Annotated in this window: 21 protein-coding genes and 1 tRNA gene; 14 read left to right on the forward strand and 8 right to left on the reverse strand. The window is 62.3% G+C overall.

Translation table 11 applies throughout. The features are described 5' to 3' along the window. Positions 1 to 21: 21 nt before the first annotated feature. A complete protein-coding gene (gene dapA / locus QTA58_RS02000; protein ID WP_289671522.1) occupies positions 22 to 906 on the reverse strand; it encodes a 4-hydroxy-tetrahydrodipicolinate synthase in 885 nt (294 codons plus the stop codon). Positions 907 to 1,192: 286 nt separating this feature from the next. On the opposite strand from dapA, the gene QTA58_RS02005 reads away from it, so the two are divergent. Then, positions 1,193 to 3,280, forward strand: coding sequence for a lytic transglycosylase domain-containing protein (locus tag QTA58_RS02005; RefSeq protein WP_289671523.1), 2,088 nt, complete (start codon positions 1,193 to 1,195; stop codon positions 3,278 to 3,280). Between the two features lie 319 nt (positions 3,281 to 3,599). On the opposite strand, the gene QTA58_RS02010 is transcribed toward QTA58_RS02005, so the two are convergent. From QTA58_RS02010 to QTA58_RS02030, 5 genes are all read right to left on the reverse strand, one after another. Beyond that, positions 3,600 to 4,631, reverse strand: coding sequence for a porin (locus QTA58_RS02010; RefSeq protein WP_085422826.1), 1,032 nt, complete (start codon positions 4,629 to 4,631; stop codon positions 3,600 to 3,602). 178 nt (positions 4,632 to 4,809) lie between these two features. After that, positions 4,810 to 5,862, reverse strand: coding sequence for a porin (locus QTA58_RS02015; RefSeq protein ID WP_085422825.1), 1,053 nt, complete (start codon positions 5,860 to 5,862; stop codon positions 4,810 to 4,812). Between the two features lie 421 nt (positions 5,863 to 6,283). Then, a tRNA-Ser gene (locus tag QTA58_RS02020) sits at positions 6,284 to 6,374 on the reverse strand. Positions 6,375 to 6,553: 179 nt separating this feature from the next. After that, positions 6,554 to 7,354: an HpcH/HpaI aldolase/citrate lyase family protein gene (locus QTA58_RS02025; protein WP_289671524.1), complete on the reverse strand. Its 801-nt coding sequence runs from the start codon at positions 7,352 to 7,354 to the stop codon at positions 6,554 to 6,556. 14 nt (positions 7,355 to 7,368) lie between these two features. After that, positions 7,369 to 8,592 carry an FAD/NAD(P)-binding oxidoreductase gene (locus QTA58_RS02030; RefSeq protein WP_289671525.1) on the reverse strand — a complete coding sequence of 408 codons (1,224 nt, stop codon included), beginning with the start codon at positions 8,590 to 8,592 and terminating at the stop codon, positions 7,369 to 7,371. Positions 8,593 to 8,836: 244 nt separating this feature from the next. On the opposite strand from QTA58_RS02030, the gene QTA58_RS02035 reads away from it, so the two are divergent. The 3 genes from QTA58_RS02035 to QTA58_RS02045 all read left to right on the forward strand — a co-directional run bounded on the left by QTA58_RS02035 (position 8,837) and on the right by QTA58_RS02045 (position 11,582). Then, complete coding sequence (locus QTA58_RS02035) at positions 8,837 to 9,190, forward strand: hypothetical protein (protein WP_085422822.1); 354 nt, start codon at positions 8,837 to 8,839, stop codon at positions 9,188 to 9,190. A 345-nt stretch (positions 9,191 to 9,535) separates the two neighbouring features. After that, entirely contained in the window at positions 9,536 to 10,429 is an 894-nt protein-coding gene (locus QTA58_RS02040) for a LysR family transcriptional regulator (RefSeq protein WP_289671526.1), read from the forward strand. Between the two features lie 43 nt (positions 10,430 to 10,472). Beyond that, positions 10,473 to 11,582 carry a pyridoxal phosphate-dependent aminotransferase gene (locus QTA58_RS02045; protein ID WP_289671527.1) on the forward strand — a complete coding sequence of 370 codons (1,110 nt, stop codon included), beginning with the start codon at positions 10,473 to 10,475 and terminating at the stop codon, positions 11,580 to 11,582. 154 nt (positions 11,583 to 11,736) lie between these two features. On the opposite strand, the gene QTA58_RS02050 is transcribed toward QTA58_RS02045, so the two are convergent. Continuing rightward, the gene (locus QTA58_RS02050; RefSeq protein ID WP_085422818.1) at positions 11,737 to 12,003 is read right to left on the reverse strand and encodes a sel1 repeat family protein; all 267 of its coding nucleotides are present in this window, start codon (positions 12,001 to 12,003) and stop codon (positions 11,737 to 11,739) included. A gap of 489 nt (positions 12,004 to 12,492) precedes the next feature. On the opposite strand from QTA58_RS02050, the gene QTA58_RS02055 reads away from it, so the two are divergent. The 10 genes from QTA58_RS02055 (at position 12,493) to QTA58_RS02100 (ending at position 18,223) form a co-directional block, all read left to right on the forward strand. After that, on the forward strand, positions 12,493 to 12,831 hold the full coding sequence (locus QTA58_RS02055; RefSeq protein ID WP_085422817.1) for a DUF2147 domain-containing protein: 339 nt from the start codon (positions 12,493 to 12,495) through the stop codon (positions 12,829 to 12,831). Positions 12,832 to 13,405: 574 nt separating this feature from the next. Continuing rightward, positions 13,406 to 13,630, forward strand: coding sequence for a hypothetical protein (locus QTA58_RS02060; RefSeq protein ID WP_289671528.1), 225 nt, complete (start codon positions 13,406 to 13,408; stop codon positions 13,628 to 13,630). An 86-nt stretch (positions 13,631 to 13,716) separates the two neighbouring features. Next, the gene (locus QTA58_RS02065; protein WP_085422815.1) at positions 13,717 to 13,974 is read left to right on the forward strand and encodes a hypothetical protein; all 258 of its coding nucleotides are present in this window, start codon (positions 13,717 to 13,719) and stop codon (positions 13,972 to 13,974) included. A gap of 87 nt (positions 13,975 to 14,061) precedes the next feature. After that, entirely contained in the window at positions 14,062 to 14,328 is a 267-nt protein-coding gene (locus tag QTA58_RS02070; RefSeq protein WP_289671529.1) for a hypothetical protein, read from the forward strand. 88 nt (positions 14,329 to 14,416) lie between these two features. Then, positions 14,417 to 14,677 carry a hypothetical protein gene (locus tag QTA58_RS02075; protein WP_085422813.1) on the forward strand — a complete coding sequence of 87 codons (261 nt, stop codon included), beginning with the start codon at positions 14,417 to 14,419 and terminating at the stop codon, positions 14,675 to 14,677. A 464-nt stretch (positions 14,678 to 15,141) separates the two neighbouring features. After that, positions 15,142 to 15,429, forward strand: a complete 288-nt coding sequence (locus QTA58_RS02080) for a hypothetical protein (protein ID WP_085422812.1) — start codon at positions 15,142 to 15,144, stop codon at positions 15,427 to 15,429. Between the two features lie 284 nt (positions 15,430 to 15,713). Further along, the gene (locus QTA58_RS02085) at positions 15,714 to 15,884 is read left to right on the forward strand and encodes a hypothetical protein (protein ID WP_159457651.1); all 171 of its coding nucleotides are present in this window, start codon (positions 15,714 to 15,716) and stop codon (positions 15,882 to 15,884) included. An 86-nt stretch (positions 15,885 to 15,970) separates the two neighbouring features. Further along, positions 15,971 to 17,473, forward strand: a complete 1,503-nt coding sequence (gene amn / locus QTA58_RS02090; protein WP_289671530.1) for an AMP nucleosidase — start codon at positions 15,971 to 15,973, stop codon at positions 17,471 to 17,473. Positions 17,474 to 17,519: 46 nt separating this feature from the next. Beyond that, entirely contained in the window at positions 17,520 to 17,798 is a 279-nt protein-coding gene (locus tag QTA58_RS02095) for a type II toxin-antitoxin system VapB family antitoxin (protein WP_289671531.1), read from the forward strand. Further along, the gene (locus QTA58_RS02100; RefSeq protein ID WP_289671532.1) at positions 17,795 to 18,223 is read left to right on the forward strand and encodes a type II toxin-antitoxin system VapC family toxin; all 429 of its coding nucleotides are present in this window, start codon (positions 17,795 to 17,797) and stop codon (positions 18,221 to 18,223) included. Before QTA58_RS02095 ends, QTA58_RS02100 begins: the two co-directional genes overlap by 4 nt. On the opposite strand, the gene QTA58_RS02105 is transcribed toward QTA58_RS02100, so the two are convergent. Further along, a complete protein-coding gene (locus QTA58_RS02105; RefSeq protein WP_289671533.1) occupies positions 18,220 to 19,179 on the reverse strand; it encodes a lysylphosphatidylglycerol synthase domain-containing protein in 960 nt (319 codons plus the stop codon). The two genes, QTA58_RS02100 and QTA58_RS02105, sit on opposite strands and share 4 nt — an antisense overlap. Between the last annotated feature and the right edge of the window lie 91 nt (positions 19,180 to 19,270).

A 19,270-nucleotide genomic window follows, 5' to 3' on the forward strand; every position in this document is an offset into this window, starting at 1 on the left:
CACCGCCCCTTGCCGGAATGCTCAGTTCAACAGCCCCGCATGACGCAGCGCCGCATCGATCGCGGCTTCGGTCGCCGGTTCCAGCGTCGAGATGAGCGGCGAGCGCACCGTGCGGTTCATGCCGCGGGTCCTGTGGAGGCCGTATTTCGCGCCACAGAGGCCGGGCTCCATGAAGATCGCCTTGTGCAGCGGCATCAGCCGGTCCTGGTATTCCAGCGCCTTGCCGTAATCGCCGGCAAGCGTCGCCGCCTGGAATTCGGCACAGAGACGCGGCGCGACATTGGCCGTGACCGAGATGCAGCCGACGCCGCCATGCGCATTGAAGCCGAGCGCGGTGGCATCCTCGCCCGAAAGCTGGATGAAATCCTTGCCGCAGGTGATGCGCTGCTCCGAGACACGCTCCAGCTTGCCGGTCGCATCCTTGACGCCGACGATGTTCCGGTGCGCCTTGACGAGCGCGCCCATCGTTTCCGGCGACATGTCGATGACAGAGCGCGGCGGAATGTTGTAGATGATGATCGGCAGCTTCGTGGCTTCGGCGATCGCCGAAAAATGCGCGATCAGGCCCTTCTGGGTCGGCTTGTTGTAATAGGGCGTCACCACCAGGACGGCGTCGGCGCCGGCCTTTTCCGCATGCACGGCCAGTTCGACCGCTTCCCTGGTGTTGTTGGAGCCGGCGCCGGCAATGACGGGAACCCGCTTTTTCGCCACCTCGATGCAGAGTTCCACGACGCGCTTGTGCTCGTCATGGGAGAGCGTCGGCGATTCACCGGTCGTGCCGACCGGCACCAGACCGCTGCTGCCTTCGCCGATCTGCCATTCCACATGGGCGGCAAAGGCCGCTTCATCCACCGCGCCTTCGGCGGTGAAGGGGGTGACGAGCGCGGGCATTGATCCCTTGAACATGCAAAACTCCCAATCGGCCGCAGTTCATGCTTCGGCCGCAATCCGTGATTAATCGAGGCGACCAGGAACTTCGGACGGACCGGACCGCAACGCGGCGGACCATCTTTCCGACAGCCTCGCAGGTCGCGCACCATAAAGCGGAGGGAAAGCGGCGACAAGCGCGACGACACCGGATTTCATGCGGAATCCCATATAAGAAATCGCGCATTTTCATAAGTATGGTAAGGTTTCATTAATCCAGCGGACGGCTAATAGGGGTTCAATAATCTTTATCGCGAGTTACCGGATGAACAGGCCCGTTCTGATCGTTGCGACCCTGGGTGTCGCCCTGGGGCTTGGCGAGGCGAGCGTGCGCAGCTTTGCCGCTTCGCTTCCCGACAGCGTCGCGCCGCTGCCGTTCGTCAGACCAGAGAGGCCGGCGACCGTCCCGATGCCCGCGGCGATGCCCGTGCCGGACATCACGGGGGCGATCCCGCGGACGGGGCGGCCGCAGCCCGCCGTCATGCTCAAGGAGGGTCTCGACGCGCTTTCCGACAACGATATCGCGCAGGCGCTCGCCATCCGCAACGGCCTCGCCGAAGGTTCGCTCGACCGGCATATCCTGACCTGGGCGATCGCCACCTCCGGCGCGCCGGGCGTGCCCTCCGGCGAAATCGCCGCCGCCCAGCGGGAGCTTCAGGGCTGGCCGGGGCTCAAGAGCCTGCGGGCCAATTCCGAACGCGCCCTTTACAGGGAAAACCCGCCGGCTTCCGCCGTGCTCGCCGCCTTCGGCTCCACCCGGCCGGAAACGACGGAAGGCGCGATCATTCTCGCCCGCGCGCTCGTGGCCTCCGGCAGGAGCGCCGAGGCGGCCCGCCCGCTCCGCCAGATCTGGATTTCCCAGCCTCTCGACAAGCAGACCGAGGACAAGATCCTCGCCGAATTCTCCGCGCTCTTCTCCGCTGCCGATCACAAGGCGCGCATGGACTACCTGATGTATAGGAGCCGCGCGGGCCAGGCGAAGCGCTTCGCCGATCTCGGCAAGGCCCAATCGCTCTACAAGGCCTGGGCTGCGGTGATCGGCAACGCCAAGGACGCCGGCGCCCTGCTCAATGCCGTCGACGGCTCCTGGAGAGACGATGCGGGCTATCTTTTCGCCCGCATCGAATATCTCCGCCGGCAGGACAAATATCGCGATGCCGCGGCACTTCTGGACAAGGCGCCGCGCGAGACGGCCAAGCTGGTCAATCCGGGCGAATGGTGGAACGAGCGGCGCATCGTGGCGCGCGGGCTTGCCGACCAGGGTGATTTCAAGCTCGCCTACAAGGTGGTGTCCAATTACGCCGCGACCTCCTCCACCGACATCGTCGACGCGGAATTCCATGCGGGCTGGTACGCGCTGCGGGCGCTGCGCGACCCGGCTACCGCCGAGAAGCACTTCCGCAAGCTCCTCGACACATCGAACAGGCCGCTTTCGGCCTCCCGCGCCTGGTATTGGCTCGGCCGCGCGGCCGAAGACGGCGGGCCCGGCACGGCGCGCGAATTCTTCACCAAGGCGGCGCATTATTCCGGCACGTTCTACGGCCAGCTCGCGGCCGCCCGCCTCGGCATCAAGACGCTCGACGTCACCTATCCCAAGCCGACGGCCGGCGACCGCCAGAATTTCGACAACCGCGAGGCCGTCAGGGCGATCGCCCGCCTTGAGGCGGCGGACCACAGCAAGCGCGCCGAAGCGCTCTACCGGGCGCTCGCGGAAGAATTGACCAGTCCCGGCGAACTCGCCGTTCTGGCGGCCCGCGCGGAGGCAAAGGACAATCACGCCCTTTCGCTGCAGATCGGCAAGACCGCATTCGGCCGCGGCATCGAGGTGGCGGCGCTCGCCTATCCGATCGGCGTCATCCCGGCCGGCGCCGATATCGCCGGTTCCGGCAAGGCGCTCGCCTATGCCATCGCCCGCCAGGAGAGCGCCTTCAATCCGGCCGCGGTGTCGCCGGCCAATGCGCGCGGCCTGCTGCAGCTCCTGCCCGGCACCGCCCAGGGCGTCGCCAAGCGCCACGGCCTCACCTACGCCGCAGCGCGGCTGACGACGGATGCGGGCTACAACGCCACGCTCGGCGCGCACTATCTCGGCGAACAGATCGACCGGTTCGGGGGCTCCTATATCCTCACCTTCATCGCCTATAATGCCGGGCCGCGCCGGGTGCCCGAGTGGATCGCCCGTTATGGCGACCCCCGCGGCAAATCCCTCGACGAGGTGGTGGACTGGATCGAGCGCATCCCCTTCCCCGAAACCCGCAACTACGTTCAACGGGTGATGGAGAATTATCAGGTCTACAAGGTCCGCCTCGGCCAGAAAGCCGACATCGAGACAGACCTGCGGCTTGGGCGACAGTAACCGACGGCTTGGCCCCTGCTGCCGATCTCCGTGACCTGTGACGCGGTGCGCAGCCGTTCATCCCGCATGAACCGATCGGTGACGCTTCTTCCAAGCCACGTCGCCAATGCGACCGCGACCCGACCCCAGCGCCGATATCGGACCCGGCTTTCGCGCCGCTCCATCAGAGAGTTGCCTTGTCTGCCGGGAAGATCATGCGGATGTATTCCGGGCATCCTCTGAGTGTCAGCAATGCTCCGGCAGCTCCCCATCGTCATCTTCAAAAACAAGAAGCCCGGCGCAAAGGCCGGGCTTCCGAACTTGATCCGATCAGATCGGATTAGAAGTTGCGCTGCAGGCGGACGATGCCCTGTACGGTGCCGTCGTCGTCGCCAACTTCCTGATAGTTGACAGCAACCTTGGCAGCGAAGTTTTCGACGATCTCGTAGTTGACGGTTACGCCAACACCCCAAGCGTCGTCGCCGCCGAAGTCATCGCCAACGAGTTCCGTGTTCCAGATGTACTGGGCTTCCGGAATGATTTCCAGCTTGTCGGTGGCCTTCCAGGCATAGGCGACAGCAACGGTTGCTTCGCCGACGTCGTAGTAGGCGTTTCTACCCGTCGAGTACAAACCTGACAGGTAGAACGTGCCCGGGCCGATAGCGACGCTGCCGATACCGCGGATCGCGCCGTCGTCAGTTTCCAAATCGTAGGAGCCGAGGATCTGAAGGGTCGCAGGGCCAAAGGAAGCCTGTGCGATCGCTTCGATACCGACACCATTGCCGCCCGAATACGACAGCTCGTCTGCCTGGATACCGGCGAAGAACGCATCGCTGGTGTACATGTACTGAATCGAGTTCAGACGCAGGGAGCCGAGGTTGTCGAGTTCGCCCGGGAGATCGTATTCATCCCACCAGTTCAGCCAACGACCGATCTTGAAGCCGCCAAGCTGAATAGATGCTTCGTTGATGTAAACGTCGTTCGAGTTCGAGGTAAATACGGTGTCATCACCATACTCGAAACGCACCGAGGCAACCGAGGTCAGCGTACCGAGTTCGGTGTCGCTCTTGGCCGTGAAGTCGAGCTGGGCGCGGGTGTAGGTATCCCAGTCGCTGTTACCGGTGACGACACCAGCACCGTTGGTCACCTGATATGCGCCCGGGCCGAAACCAACCTCAAAGCGGACATAACCGCCGACCTTGAGGCAGGTTTCCGTACCGGGGATGTAGAAGTAACCCGTGCCGAAAGCATCGCAGACGCGCACGTATTCCAAGGGTTCCGGCTCGGCGGCGACAATCGCGTCGGCAGCCTGAGCGCCGGATACTGCCGCGAGGGCCGCAGCAGAACCGAGAAGAAGGCTCTTAATGTTCATCTTTTTGACCTCCAGTCAAATTACCATGAATGCTAGTCTCGTCCGATCCAACAAGGATCAAACACATGCAGGCCGCAGATGCAGCCAATTCCCCCGGTCTCAGCTCCCCATATGGAGGCCACGTGGGCCAACCATCTTTATCAAGAGACTCCCCCGAACCGGGGGAGTCTCAAGTTCATTAGAACGTGCGGTCGAGGCGAACGAAGCCGTCCCAGAACTCGTTAACCGGCGTATCGTTGTAGTTCGCGGTGACCTTGGCGACAAAGCCCGGAACGATCGTGTAATCGACCGTTACGCCAGCGCGCCAAGCGTCGTCGCCGCCCCAATCATCACCGATAGCCTCAGCGCTCCAGACATAGGTACCGCCGGGGGTGATGGTCAGCCTGTCCGTGGCCTTGAAGGCGTAGGAAGCAGCGAGAGCCCATTCACCGCGGTTATAGTAGGCGTTGCCATAGGTATCGCCAGGACCGGTGGAGTATACGGCAAGAGCCTGGAGGGTACCCGGACCAACCGGAGCGGAGAGAAGGGCACGAATTGCACCTTCTTCAGCGCCGAAGTCGTAAGCACCAAGCAAGTCGAAGGCAACGCTACCAAACTTTGCAGTTACGATACCTTCAAGCCCGAGTTCCTGCCCGCCTGAACGAGAAAGCTCGTCGAGCTGCACGCCAGCCGAGAACGCATCGCCGGTGTAGAAGTAGCCGACAGAGTTCATGCGGGTCGTGCTCGGGGACGCGGCCGAGTTCCAGTCAGATTCGCCGTTGATGCCCTTATCCCAAGGGTTGTAGTAACGACCAACCTTGAAGCCGCCGAGCTGGATGTAGGCTTCGTTGATGTAAACGGTGTTGGTGTTATCGGTAAAGGTGGTGTCCGCACCAGCTTCCCAGCGCAGCGATGCAAGGCCCGTAAGAGTGCCGAGCTCGGTGTCGCTCTTCGCCGTTATGTCGAGCTGAACACGAGCGAAGGAATCCCAGTCGCTTTCGTTGTTCGCCTCGATCGCGCCGTCCGGATTATAAGCGTCCGGGCCAAAGCCGAGCTCGTAACGGACATAACCGCCGATCTTGAGGCAGGTTTCGGTGCCCGGGATGTAGAAGTAGCCGGTGCCGAATGCGTCGCAAACGCGGACGTATTCAAGCGGCTCCGGCTCGGCAGCTACGATGGCGTCAGCAGCCTGAGCGCCGGAGACTGCTGCGAGGGCAGCAGCGGAGCCGAGAAGAAGGCTCTTGATGTTCATTATTTGACCTCCAGTCAAAAGTTTCGTGTGGGTTTGGGTTCTTTTTGCTGAAGGACAGCGTTCCCTGCCCCATCCCCGTCGATTACCAGAAGAAGGACGATCCACCGCCTCGCTTCCGAATGTGAAAATACAAGACGCGAATGACCATGCAATCTGGAACTTCAACCGGACAGGCTTCCGAAACCCGCTTCCCAGAAGTCTGTTGCCGAAAGGACACAAAGAGGCTCGCGACCCCGGAGCTTATTTTACGCTTTGTTAAGAAAGGGCTTATCCGGCAGTCACTTAGCGCAAGCGCCGCCCTGCCGGGGACAATCGCCGCGCGGCCGCATCCGGCCGTCTCTTCCGAGAGCGGGGCGGCGGCACAAGATCAATCAAAACGGGAAGTCGTATGCAGGATGAAAGGGCCGCTTGGGGCCGGAAATGGCGGAGAAGATGGGATTCGAACCCACGATACGCTTTTGACGTATACTCCCTTAGCAGGGGAGCGCCTTCGACCACTCGGCCACCTCTCCGTCGCGGTCTAACTATGTTAGAGCCCCCCTGAATGCAAGGCCTTTGTGACGGGCGCGGCAAAGTTTTACGCGAATCGCGCGGGAGGCGCAGAACGGAGGGAGGAGCGAAGGTTCAGGCGTTTACGGCCTGATTCGACGGTGCTTTTCCGGCTCCGCCCCGCATGCGTTTGCCGCGCTCCTCAATAGCCGGACCGCGGCTTCAATGCTCCGGCGCCGCGGCCGTAGCGGCTGGCGAGCGCACGGAGCGCACCGGAGAACTCCGCCACATCGGCGCCGACGGCCACGAAGCTCGCGCCGAGATCGAGATAGTGGCGGTTGAGAGATTCGCTGAATGTCAGGATGCCCGCAGCCTTGCCGGCCTTGACGATCGTGGCGATCGCCTTCTCGATCACCTCCTGCACCTCGGGCGCCTCCATGCGGCCGAGATAGCCCATGTCGGCGGAAAGATCGGCAGGGCCGATGAAAATGCCGTCGACGCCGTCGACCGCGGCGATATTCTCGAGATCGCGGATCGCCGCCATCGTTTCCGCCTGCACGATGAGACATATCTCGTCGGCCGCCGTCTCGGCATAATCGGGGATGGCGTTGAAGCGGGAGGCGCGCGCGACCGCGGCGCCCACGCCCCGGACGCCCTGAGGCGGATAACGCACCGCGCGCACGAGTTCCTGCGCCTGCTTTGCCGAATCAACCATCGGCACGAGAAGCGTGCGGGCGCCGATATCCAGCAGCTGCTTGACGATCCAGGTCTCGCCGACCGGCGGTCGCACGACGATTTCCGAAGGCGACGCGGCCAGCGCCTGAAGCTGGGACAGGATGCTGCGAAGGTCGTTCGGCCCGTGCTCGCCGTCGATCACCAGCCAGTCGAAACCGGCGTGACCGGCAATCTCCGCCGTCAGCGCCTCGCCCATGTTGAGCCAGAGGCCGATCTGCGGCTGGTGCGCCTTCAGCGCCGCCTTGAAGTGATTCTTCGGAGCCGGCATGGCGCGCCTTCCTTTCAGGCGAGGAGTTGCTTGAGGTCGGCCGCCGGATCGGAAAGGACCGCCCTGTCCGGCTCGATGCCGGTTTCGAGCATCTTCTTGCCGGTCACATAGGCCTTGGCGTCGTTGATCGCATCGACCGCGATGAACCGCCCTTCCCGGAAATACCAGATGGAGAGGCTGCCTTCGCGGACGCCCGGGCGCGCGAACGTCTCGTCATAGCCCATGTTGAAGCCGGCGATCTGCAGCTTCACGTCGTACTGGTCGGACCAGAACCAGGGTTTCGCATCATAGGGTGCATTGCCGCCGGCGATGATCGCGGCCGCCGCCTCCGCCTGGTCGACGGCGTTCTGTACCGATTCGAGACGGATGCGCCTGCCCTTCCACGGCAGCATGGCGCAATCGCCGACCGCGAAGATCGACGGATCGGAGGTGCGGGCGAACTCGTCGACGACAACACCGTTGCCGACCTCCAGGCCGCAATCCTGGGCGAGCCGGTCGTTCGGCGCCACACCGATGCCGACGATGACGAAGTCCACGTCGATCGTGCTGCCGTCGGAAAGCTCGGCGGCACGCACGTGATTCCCTTCCGGGCTGCCGATCAGGCGATGCAGACCAGTCTTCTCGCGGATGACGACACCGTGGCTCTGATGGATGGCGCGCATCGCGTCGGCGGTCTCCTTGGCCGCGACGCGCTGGAGTATGCGGTCGGCCATCTCGATCAGCGTCACTTCGAGGCCGAGATGGCGGGCGACGGCCGCCGCTTCGAGGCCTATGTAGCCGCCGCCTATAATAAGGAGTCGCCGGCCGGGCCGCATTTCGCCCGCGAGCAGATCGGCATCCCGCTTGTCGCGCACGGTGAAGACGCCGTCGAGATCGCCGCCGACGCTCGCCGGCAGCGTGCGCGGCGTCGAGCCGGTGGCGAGCGCCAGGGTTGCGTATTCGAGTTCCGCGCCGTCCTGCATGCGCACGCGTTTCGCCTTGCGGTCGATCTCCTCGACATAGGTCGACAGCAGAAGCTCGACGTTGTTTTCGGGATACCAGGTCTCGGGGCGGAAGGTCAGCCGCTCGAATTCCATCTCGCCGAGCAGGTACTTCTTGGAAAGCGGCGGCCGCTGATAGGGAATCACGGTCTCAGAACCGACGATCGTAATCGGCCGCGCATCCTTCAGAGCCCGCAGCTTCGCGGCGAGCGCAAAACCCGCCTGCCCCGCGCCGACAATCACCAACCTGTCTGTCACGCCTCACTCCCCATGCCGAGAATTCATGTTTTCCGCCGAGATAGCACGATAATCGAGCCTGGAAGGGGTATCGCTGCGACACCGGCCCGTCAACTGCGCGACAGAGGCGATTGCACGCTTTCAGTTGCGAACTGCATATGCGGAGAGGAAAAAGCGCGATCGATCGCATTTTACCGATCCGTTTCAGAATGCATCAGCAGAGGAGGAATACGATCACGTCAGGGAGTGAAAAAGGGAGGCTCTGATGCCCCTGACCATCGATCGCGATACAAAACAAGACGGTCCGCGCGACCAGGCATTCGAGAAATTCTCGATCGACCGCCCCGGCAGGATCATCTTCGTCGGCCGCCGCCTCAGCACCAAGACGAACTTACGCTGCCTGATCCGCACGATCTCGCTCTACGGCGCCGAACTCGAGGTCAGCCCGCACCTGCCGCTACCCACCAATTTCTTCCTGGAGATCCTCGGCATCCATGACGAGATCGGCTGCACGGTGATCCGGCGGGAGGAAGAGAAGGTAACGGTCGGCTTCAACATGCTGATCGACCCGGAATTCCTGCACCATGTCGTCCGTCTGAGCTTCGAGACCAGCCACTGACGGATATGCCGCGCGGCGGACGGCGGGTATCCCTGCCCGCCCGCGGCCTCCGGCTGCCGCCGGTCAGCCGCGAGAACAGCGGCACGGTCCACAGGAGCCCGCGCCATTCGGCGCCCTCCAGCGGATCGGCAAGCGGATGCCGCCCGCGCCTGTCGTTCTCCCTCTTCAATTCAATCCAGAGCCTCGCCCAGTTGAGAAGCATGGCGGTCTCTCCATCTATAATGTGACGAACGCGATGCCATGGAGCTAATGGCTTGCCGTATCCGCGTGTAGACGCGCCGGCGAAAGCCGCTTTTCACCGGTGAACGATCGGAAGATCGCTGCAGTCTCTATAAGGTGTCAGACATGACCGATGCTGGCTGGGACGACCTGAAACTCTTCCTCCATGTGGCGACCGAGGGAGGACTCAGTGGCGCTGCGGGCCGCACGGGGCTCAGCCCGCCGACGATCGGCCGGCGCATGCGGTTGCTCGAACGGATGACTGGCCGCACGCTCTTCGTGCGCAGCCAGCAGGGATATCGCCTGGCGCCGGACGGAGAAACGCTGCTCGAACACGTGCGGGCCATGCAGAAGACGGCCGACAGCATCGCCGACTGGAAGGGCCAGGCCTTCGCCATGCCGATCGTATCGATCGGCGCCGATGCCTGGCTTTCGCAATTCATCGCCGACCACACGGCGGATATCCGCGGCGAGCACGACCGGTTCCGGCTCTGCTGCAAGTCGCTCCACAAGGGCATGGACTTCACCTATCGCGAGGCGGATGTGGGGCTCGTCGCCCGCCGCCCGGAATCCGGCAATGTCGCCATCCGCCGGTCGGTCGCCGTCGCGTATGCGGTCTATAAAGCGAAGGAGCTTGCCGGCAACGAGGCCCTGCCGTGGGTTTCGCTCGGCACCGACAGCTCCCACGCGCCGGCCGACAAATGGGTCTTCCAGCACCACGAAGCGGATATATGCACGTGGACCAGTTCGCCCGATCTCCTTCCGCGGCTGATCGCCGGCGGCAACGGCCGCGGCGTGCTGCCCTGCTTCATCGGCGACCGGTTCTCCGGCCTGGTGCGGGAGAGAGAGATCATCGCGGAACTCACCTATACGCTCTGGATCGTCGCCAATGACGACGACCGGCACCGGCCCGAACTGCGGCAGGTGATCGAAAGGCTCGATGCGCTTTTCAAGCGCGAGGGGAAAAGATTCGCCGGCGCGGGGCCGCAAACCTCCGTTTCCATACTTGCGCGGCGGTGAATCGCTCTTATTGTGCCGGTTTTCGAAAACCGGAACACAATCCATGCCTGCATTCCCGCGCTTCACGCCGCTGATCAGTGCCCTGCCCGCAACCGTGCCCTTCGTCGGGCCGGAAGCCATCGAACGCAACCGGGGGCTCACCGTGAAAGCCCGCATCGGCGCCAACGAAAACGGCTTCGGACCGGCCCCGTCCGTCATAGAGGCAATGTGCGCGGCCGCCGGCGAGACCTGGAAATATGCCGATCCGGAGAATTTCGCGCTCAAGCAGGCGCTCGCCGCGCATCTCGGCTGCAAGCCGGAGAATATCGCGGTCGGCGAAGGCATTGACAGCCTGCTCGGCCTGATCGTCCGCATGGTGATCGATCCCGGCCTGCCGGTCGTCACCTCCTTCGGCGCCTATCCGACCTTCAACTTCCATGTCGCCGGCCATGGCGGACGGCTGGTCACCGTGCCTTACGCCAACGACCGCGAGGACCTCGACGGGCTTCTGGAAGCGGTGCGCCGCGAGAATGCGCCGCTCGTCTATTTCGCCAATCCCGACAATCCAATGGGAAGCTGGTGGGATGCCGACAGCATCGTCGCCTTCGCCGGGGCGCTGCCGGAAACCTGCCTGATGATTCTCGACGAGGCCTATTGCGAGACCGGCCCTGCCGGGGCAACGCCGGCGATCCCGGCCCTCATCGACCGGCCGAACATCATCCGCACCCGCACCTTCTCGAAGGCCTACGGCATGGCGGGGTCGCGGGTGGGTTACGCGATCTCGACGCCGGAGACTGCGCAGGCCTTCGACAAGGTCCGCAACCATTTCGGCATGAACCGGATCGGTATCTCCGCGGCACTCGCCGCGCTCAAGGACCAGGCCTATCTTTCCGAGGTGATCGGCAGGATCAGGGGCTCGCGAGACCGTATCGCCGGCATTGCCCGGGCCAACGGGCTGGAGCCGCTCGCCTCCGCCACCAATTTCGTGGCGATCGATTGCGGCCGCGACGGCGCCCATGCCCGCTCGATCGTCGACGGGCTGATGGAACACGGCGTCTTCATCCGCATGCCGGGGGTCGCGCCGCTCAACCGCTGCATCCGCGTGAGCACCGGACCGGAATCGGACATGCGGCTTCTGGAAGAGGCTCTGCCGAAAGTGCTCAAGAGCCTATAGAGATAAAGAAGGACCGCGCCGGCCTTGTTCCTGCCGGTCGCGGTCCTGAATTTCGGGCATCGGCCCTCGTCCGAACCGGACGCCCCCGTTCCCTCTTGGATTTATCCGTCGTCCGCCTTTGGCGGGGAATTTCAGATCAGGCGCTCCGAAGAGCTCAGTGCATGGTCATCCACTCGCGGGCGGCGCGGAGGGCCGCGGCGAGCTGCATCTTGGTCATCGTCTGGGCAAGGTCCGCACGCAGTTCGGCGGCGCGGTCGGAGCCCTTGATCGCCGCTATGTTGAGCCACTTGTGCGCGGAGACCAAGTCCACCTCGCAACCGCGGCCGGTCGCATACATCAGACCCATTTCGCAGAACGTGTCGGCGCGGGTTTCGCCACCCATGGTGGCCATTTCGGAATTGTTCATTTCAAAGCGTGCCATCGGTTTGATCCCTGTTTAAAGCCTGTTTCTCATCTGCCCTGTTTTTCCCGTCCGGATCCGCCGTCTAACGCGGCTCTTCCGATCCTTCCGGCCGGCGGGTTTCCCGCTCGTCTTGATGAGCCGACTATCGGCCAAACCTTCCAAAAGACGCCTAAAAAGCATGATTAACTTGCGGAAAACAAAGTTCAAATGCTTCGTAAATTTGGTTTTTCGTTAAACATGGGATGCCCTGCATTTTAAGGATTTTGCACCGATCTTTACGAAAACTTCAGAAATGGATTTAAACCGAAAACTAACCACAAATCCGGGTCGCGTCCGAACCCTCATCGCAAAACCACGCCGGCAAACGTGGAAAATCATGCGTCGGCAAGCGCGCTATTTACCTTTACGTACGCGTAAGATAACGTTCGCAAGCCTGCGCGTAGGAGCGCGGCGGAGGGACATGCCGCGAAGGCCCGAGGCCTGGCGGCGCAAGGAGGAGATCCATTCATGATGCGGATACTGATGCTCGCAGGGACGCTGGCGCTTGCCGCCACCGTCAGCCAGGCGGCCGAGCCGATCGAGGGCAACTGGAAGACCGCGAGCGGCGAGACCGCGGCGATCGGCAAATGCGGCACAGCCTATTGCGTGACGCTCAAGACCGGAAAGTACGCCGGCAAGCAGATCGGCCGGCTCTCCGGCAAGGCCGGCGAATATTCCGGCGAGATCACCGATCCGGCCGAGGACAAGACCTATAGCGGCTCGGGCTCGGTCAACGGCAATGCGCTGAAGATGAAGGGCTGCGTTCTGAAGGTCCTCTGCAAATCGCAGACCTGGACCCGCCTCTGAGGCTTCACCGTCCTTATATATGGAGAAGCAAGCGAATGGCCGCACCCGGCAACGGGCGGCCGTTTTCCCTTTTTCGAATTCAAGGCCTGCCCGAAATTTTTGCTGCGTCGCACCAGGAAAAAGCAGGGTGATCACGAAAATGGCAGCGATTTCTGGCCAAAACTCTTTCCCGAATCCGGATGTCACAGTTTTGTGAAAAGCTTGAATCGGGCCTGATGCCTCCAAATGCCACATAAAAGCCATCAATCAGACACAATTCAGAAAAAATTGCACGCTCTGGGTGCAAAATCTCTTTTGTCCGTCCAACGCATTGATTTCAAACGGAAATAATCTTAAATTTCCGTAACATAATCGGTTTATTTGCGCCTACCTCTAAAAAATTAGCACGCTTAGCATCCTATACGTGCATTTCCGTCGCGGCAATTTCCACTGTCAACATTTCATTGACAGCAGTCTTCCAAATAAAGCCTTCCGGATCGAACCGATCGGTCCGATATGAGCGTTGCAAGCAGCGAATTCCCCTCGGGTTCGAACCCAAGACCGAACCCATACCAGACCGAAAAGGACTAAGACAATGAAGACCATCACCTCTGCCCTGGCTGCGGCCCTAATCGCCTCGGCCTCCTTCGCTGGCGCCGCTTTCGCGGAAGGCGACTATTACGAAGGCGTTTCCAAGGCTCCTGCCGTCGACCACGTCCAGACGGGCAGCGTCGCTCAGAACGGCCAGCAGCACGCCCAGGCAATTTCGGCTCCGGTCGAAGACGGCGACTATTACGCCGGCGCAAACCGCCCGAACTGATCGCAGCTCATTCAAAACACCGAAACAAAGTCCGCAGGCCAGGTCGCAAACTAAAAGCCGCGGACAACTCTGAAGGGACCAAGACAATGAAGACCATTACCTCCACTATCGCCGCAGCCCTGATCGCTTCGGCCTCTTTCGCCGGTGCCGCCCTTGCAGAAGGCGACTACTACGAAGGCGTCCAGAAGGGTGACGTCCAGCAGCATCAGGTTCAGCGCGCGCACCAGTCCGGCAGCTACGGCTACACCGGCTCGATCTCCCGCGCTACCGGCCAGGATTTCATTTCCGGCAAGACCGTTGTGAACAGCGGCGACTACTACGACGGCATCAACCGTCCGAACTAACCGCGGTTCATTCAAAACACCGAACAGCGTCCGCCAGCCAGGTCGCAAACTTCAGGCGGCGGACCGCTCCCACCAAGGATTAAGACAATGACGAAGATCACTTCGGCTTTCGCCGCAGCTTTGATCGCTACGGCCTCTTTTGCCAGCGTCGCCCTCGCTGAAGGCGACTATTACGAAGGCGTTCAGAAGGGTGCTCCCGCTGCTTCCGCCTCCGTCGACACGGTCCGCACCGCAAGCGTCGGCAAGGACCGCGCCCAGGTCGTCCGCCGTCACGACTCCAACAGCCAGATTCCCAATGCTGAAGAAGTCATCGGCCGCGGCGACTATTACGAAGGTGCAGTCCGCCCGAACTAACGGCGGCTGCGTATCTCAAGACATCGAATATCACCGCACGTCAGGTCGCAAACTTCTCCGTGCGGAAAACTCTGAAAGGACTATTACAATGACCAGGATCACTTCCGCTCTCGCCGCAGCCCTCATCGCTTCGGCTTCCTTCGCCGGTGCAGCTCTTGCCGAAGGCGACTATTACCAGGGCGTTCAGAAGAGCACTCCCGCCGCTTCCTCTTCGGTCGATACGACCCGGACCGGCAGCATCGGCGATCGCCCGAACAGCCTGCGCCTCAGCAATGGCGGCCGCGACGACAACCGCGCCACCTTCCTGAACAGCGGCGACTACTACGACGGCATCAGCCGTCCGAACTAATCGCGTTTCGCGATCGGCAGCCCGCGCAAGGACTACAGGCCTCGGATCACAAAGGCCCGCACGGGATCGCCATGAAAATGGTAGGTGAAAATAGAAATACCAGCCGCGCAAGCGGCTGGTATTCGCAGTTCATTCAAGACACCGATTTGGAAAGACGGGTCGCAATCGTCTTTCCGGTGCGAGGATGGCCGGACTCTGAAACCAGCCATCGTATTCAAGATTAGGTGAAGCTTTCCGGCGAATCAATCACGATCACGCTCATCGGCGTGAGATTTCGCCCATCATTCACCGCATCTCCCGAAACATTCCTCCGATTTTCCGATTCCGCCCCGTTTTTCGGGGGAGATCCGCGGCGATTCCGTTTTGCGGACGTTGGAACGATCCGTCCGCCCAGGGATTTGTATCTGGACGGAGCGATCGCGACATCGCTTCGCAGCATAAAACCTCATGGAAAGGACAGGAAAATGAAGACCTATCTCACTTCCGGTATCGCAGTGCTGATCGTTTCCGCCGGCTTTGCCGGCGCCGCAGCCGCACAGGATGCGGTCTATTCGAACCCGGATGCCCTGCCCCAGTCCCCACCGACCATCCAGCAGTCGCGCGGCCAGGACATCGACACCATGTCGACCGGCAGCATCTATCCGAGCACCGGAATGTACCGATACAACAACAGCACGTCCGGTGACGCCGATCTCGACGGCGGCCATGACACCGGCGATTATTATGACGGCGTTCTGACGCCTCATAACTAAGCATTTGATTCAAGATACCGGCTCCCGCACAGGTCGCAGCCTTGGGTCGGGAGCATAGTTCAAGAGATAAGCCGGTCCCCTGGGCCGGCTTTTTTCATGGACCGCCGGCCGAGGAGGACGCTCCTCGGTCTCTTCGCTTCCATTCCCGGACACCCCCGGCGAGCAGGGCGATTCTTCAAATGCGGCCCGCCATTCATCATTCTGAACACCCGATGAACCCGCCTCTCAGGACACATTCAGCCCCTCGCCTTCATTCTGCCCTTATTGGGACCGGGGAGAAGGCCATGTCCGTTCTTGTGCGCCGCTTGACCATCGTAACGCTGATCATGACAATCTTCGCGCTGGCTTTCGGCGCGCTTGTCGCGGAGCCGAGCCGCAAGGAGCTGCGCGTCCATCTCGGAACGGCGGCACAGTGCTATCATCCCGCCACGCCCGGCTGCGTCGCAGCACTTTGAGAAATTCGCGCGGCCACCGCGGGCGGCAGCGCAGCGTCGTTTGGCAGCGTCGTTTGATTGTCAACGAGTTCCCATTATAATGGCGCATGAACACACGAATCTTTTCACTCTCTCCGCTTCCCTTCATCAGCCCGAGCGCGGCCGAGCCGCGCGCGTTCGACAACGCGGTCGAAGCGGTTGATGCCCTGACTGAACTCTACGAGCGCAATACGCGCTTCCTGATCGATGCTTTCGGCGCGCTTGCCGACGGCGCCCCCGTCACCGGCCGCTACCGCGCCTGCTATCCCCAGGTCAGCATCGAGACGACGTCCTTCGGGCACGCCGATTCGCGCCTCTCCTACGGCCATGTGACGGCACCGGGCATATACACGACCACCATCACCCGGCCGAAGCTCTTCCGGCACTATCTGAAAGAGCAGCTCGACCTCCTGATGCGCAATCACAACGTTCCGGTGACGATTTCGGAATCGACGACGCCGATCCCGCTGCATTTCGCCTTCGGCGAGGGCGCGCATGTGGAAGCCTCGGCCTCCAACGCGCTTGCCGACATCTCCTTGCGCGATCTGTTCGACACGCCGGATCTCAACAATACCGACGACCTGATCGCCAACGGCGAATACGACCAGACGCCCGGCGAGCCCGCACCCCTCGCCCCCTTCACGGCGCAGCGCATCGATTATTCGCTCGCGCGCCTCAGCCACTATACGGCAACCAGCGCGGACCACTTCCAGAACTTCGTGCTCTTCACGAACTACCAGTTCTATATCGACGAGTTCGCCGCCTGGGCGCGCGCGCTGATGGCCAAGGGCGGTGACGGCTACACGGCCTTCGTCGAACCCGGCAACATCATCACGCCGGCCGGCTCCGACAAGCCGGAGACGGATGCCGTCGTGCGGCTGCCGCAGATGCCCGCCTATCACCTCAAGAAGAAGGGGCATGCCGGCATCACGCTCGTCAATATCGGCGTCGGCCCGTCGAACGCCAAGACGATCACCGACCATATCGCGGTGCTCCGTCCGCATGCCTGGCTAATGGTCGGCCATTGCGCCGGGCTTCGCAACAGCCAGCGGCTCGGCGACTACGTACTCGCCCATGCCTATGTGCGCGAGGACCACGTGCTCGACGACGACCTGCCGGTCTGGGTGCCTATCCCGGCGCTCGCGGAAGTGCAGCAGGCGCTGGAAAGCGCGGTCGAGGAAGTGACCGGCTACCAGGGTTTCGACCTGAAGCGGATCATGCGCACCGGCACCGTCGCGACGATCGACAACCGCAACTGGGAACTGCGCGACCAGCGCGGGCCGGTGAAGCGCCTGTCGCAGTCGCGGGCGATCGCGCTCGACATGGAATCGGCGACGATCGCGGCGAACGGCTTCCGCTTCCGCGTGCCCTACGGGACGCTGCTCTGCGTCTCCGACCGGCCGCTGCATGGCGAACTGAAGCTTCCGGGCATGGCGACCGCCTTCTACCGCAGCCAGGTCAGCCAGCACCTGCAGATCGGCATCCGCGCCGTGCAGAAGCTCGCCGCCATGCCGATCGAGAAGCTGCATTCGCGCAAGCTCAGAAGCTTCTACGAGACGGCGTTTCAGTGACATCGGGATAATTTAGGACTATATTCTTGCGTGTATGGAGGATCATATGCGCGCATCCTTGAGTATCGATGATGATCTGTTGAACGAAGCGAAGGAAATCGCCGGTTTGCCGACAACGGCAACGGTGGAGGAGATCCTTCGGCGATTCGTCACAAACGAGCGCCAGCGTCAGGCTCTGAATGAGCTGGAAGGTATGGGCTGGGACGGTCCGCATCATAGCCGGCCCACCTTCGAGACATTGGCGTCCGAATTTCGGGCTTTGACCGCGGATCGCCATCACACGCCTTCAGAAATGCTGATGCGCGAAGGGCGCAAGGAACGGTGACGACCTTCGTCATCGACGCCAGCGTCGTCATCAAATGGGTGGTTCAGGAAACGGGAACTCCTGAAGCACTGTCTCTGCTCAAGGGCAACACGCTGGTTGCCCCGGAGCTGATCCTTACCGAGTGTGCCAATATACTCTGGAAGAAGACCCGTCGTGGCGAGCTTTCTGCGGCCGAAGCGCATTTTGCCGCGCGGCTCATCGAAAGCTCGGACCTGCAGCTATGGGAAATGCTGCCATTTTTCACGGCCAGTGTCGAACTGGCGATGAAGCTCGATCATCCGGCCTATGACTGCATCTATCTGGCACTCGCGTTGAAGGAAAACTTCCGCTTCGTCACCGCCGACGAAAGCCTCGTTCGCAAGCTGCGGCAAAGTCCGGACGAGAAATATCGGGGCGTAGCGATGCTGCTGGGCGAAACCGTCTAGTCACGCTTCGGCCTTGCCGCGAACAGAGACAGGGCCGTGCCGACAAGCGAGGATACGATCACCAGGAGATGCGTGTTCACCGCCGCCTGGCCGAGTTCCTCCAGGGCCTGCCTGCCCGCATCGGCGCCGAAGGCGAGAGCGCCGGCGGTGATGCCGGCCGGATAGGTGCCGACGCCGGCGGGGGCGTGCACGGGCAGGACGGACGAAAGCTCGCCACCCAAGGCGCCGCCGAAGCTCGGAGCGATGGAGAGTCCGCCCAGCAGGCCGAGAACCCAGGCGAGCACGGCAATCTTGGTGAACCAGTTGACGAGCGTCGCGCCCCAGGCCCGGGCGAAGGCTCCGGCATCGAACGGCAGGCCGGCCTCCACCTCGTCCAGGAGCTTCCCCGCCTTCACCGGCAGCACTTTCGCAAAAAGCCGGAAAGCGTGCCCGCGCAGGGCAAAGGCCACCGCCGGCAGGAGCAGGAAAAGGAGCCAGAGCGCCCAGGCCCAGACCTTGCCGGTCTGCAGCGCGAGCCCCGTGCCGGCGGCGGCGAGCAGTGCATGAAGATCGAAGAGCCGCATGACGAGGAGCGCCGAGGTGCCGCGCGCGAGCGGGACGTCGAATTCGCGTCTCATCAGCAGCGGAAAGCTCGCCTCGCCGGTGCGGAACGGCAGCATGACGTTCAAGAGGTTATGGACCTGCGCGAGCCTGAGCAGCGTGCCGAAATGCCCGCCGGTCTCCTTCGGAAAGTAGTCGTAGATGCGCCAGGTGCGCAGCACATAGGTGCCGAGAAGCAGGACAAGAGCCACGAGAGCCGAGGTCCAGCCGGCGCCGTTCCAGAGCGACACGACGCTCTGCCAGCCCCATACCCACTGGATGAAGGCGGCGTAGACGGCAATGATCGCAACGGTTCCGAGCGTCATGGCGTGACGAATTATCCATGCGCGGCGGCTGGCAACCGGATAATTCTTCATATAGTAGGGTGCCCCATATGACGGTTTCGGGTGGAGTTCCGATGACGGCATCGTAACGCCGCCGTTTCAAGCCCGAGGTTCTAGGAGAAAC

Source organism: Neorhizobium sp. CSC1952 (assembly GCF_030378245.1).
GTDB classification, from domain to species: Bacteria; Pseudomonadota; Alphaproteobacteria; order Rhizobiales; family Rhizobiaceae; genus Neorhizobium; species Neorhizobium oryzae_A.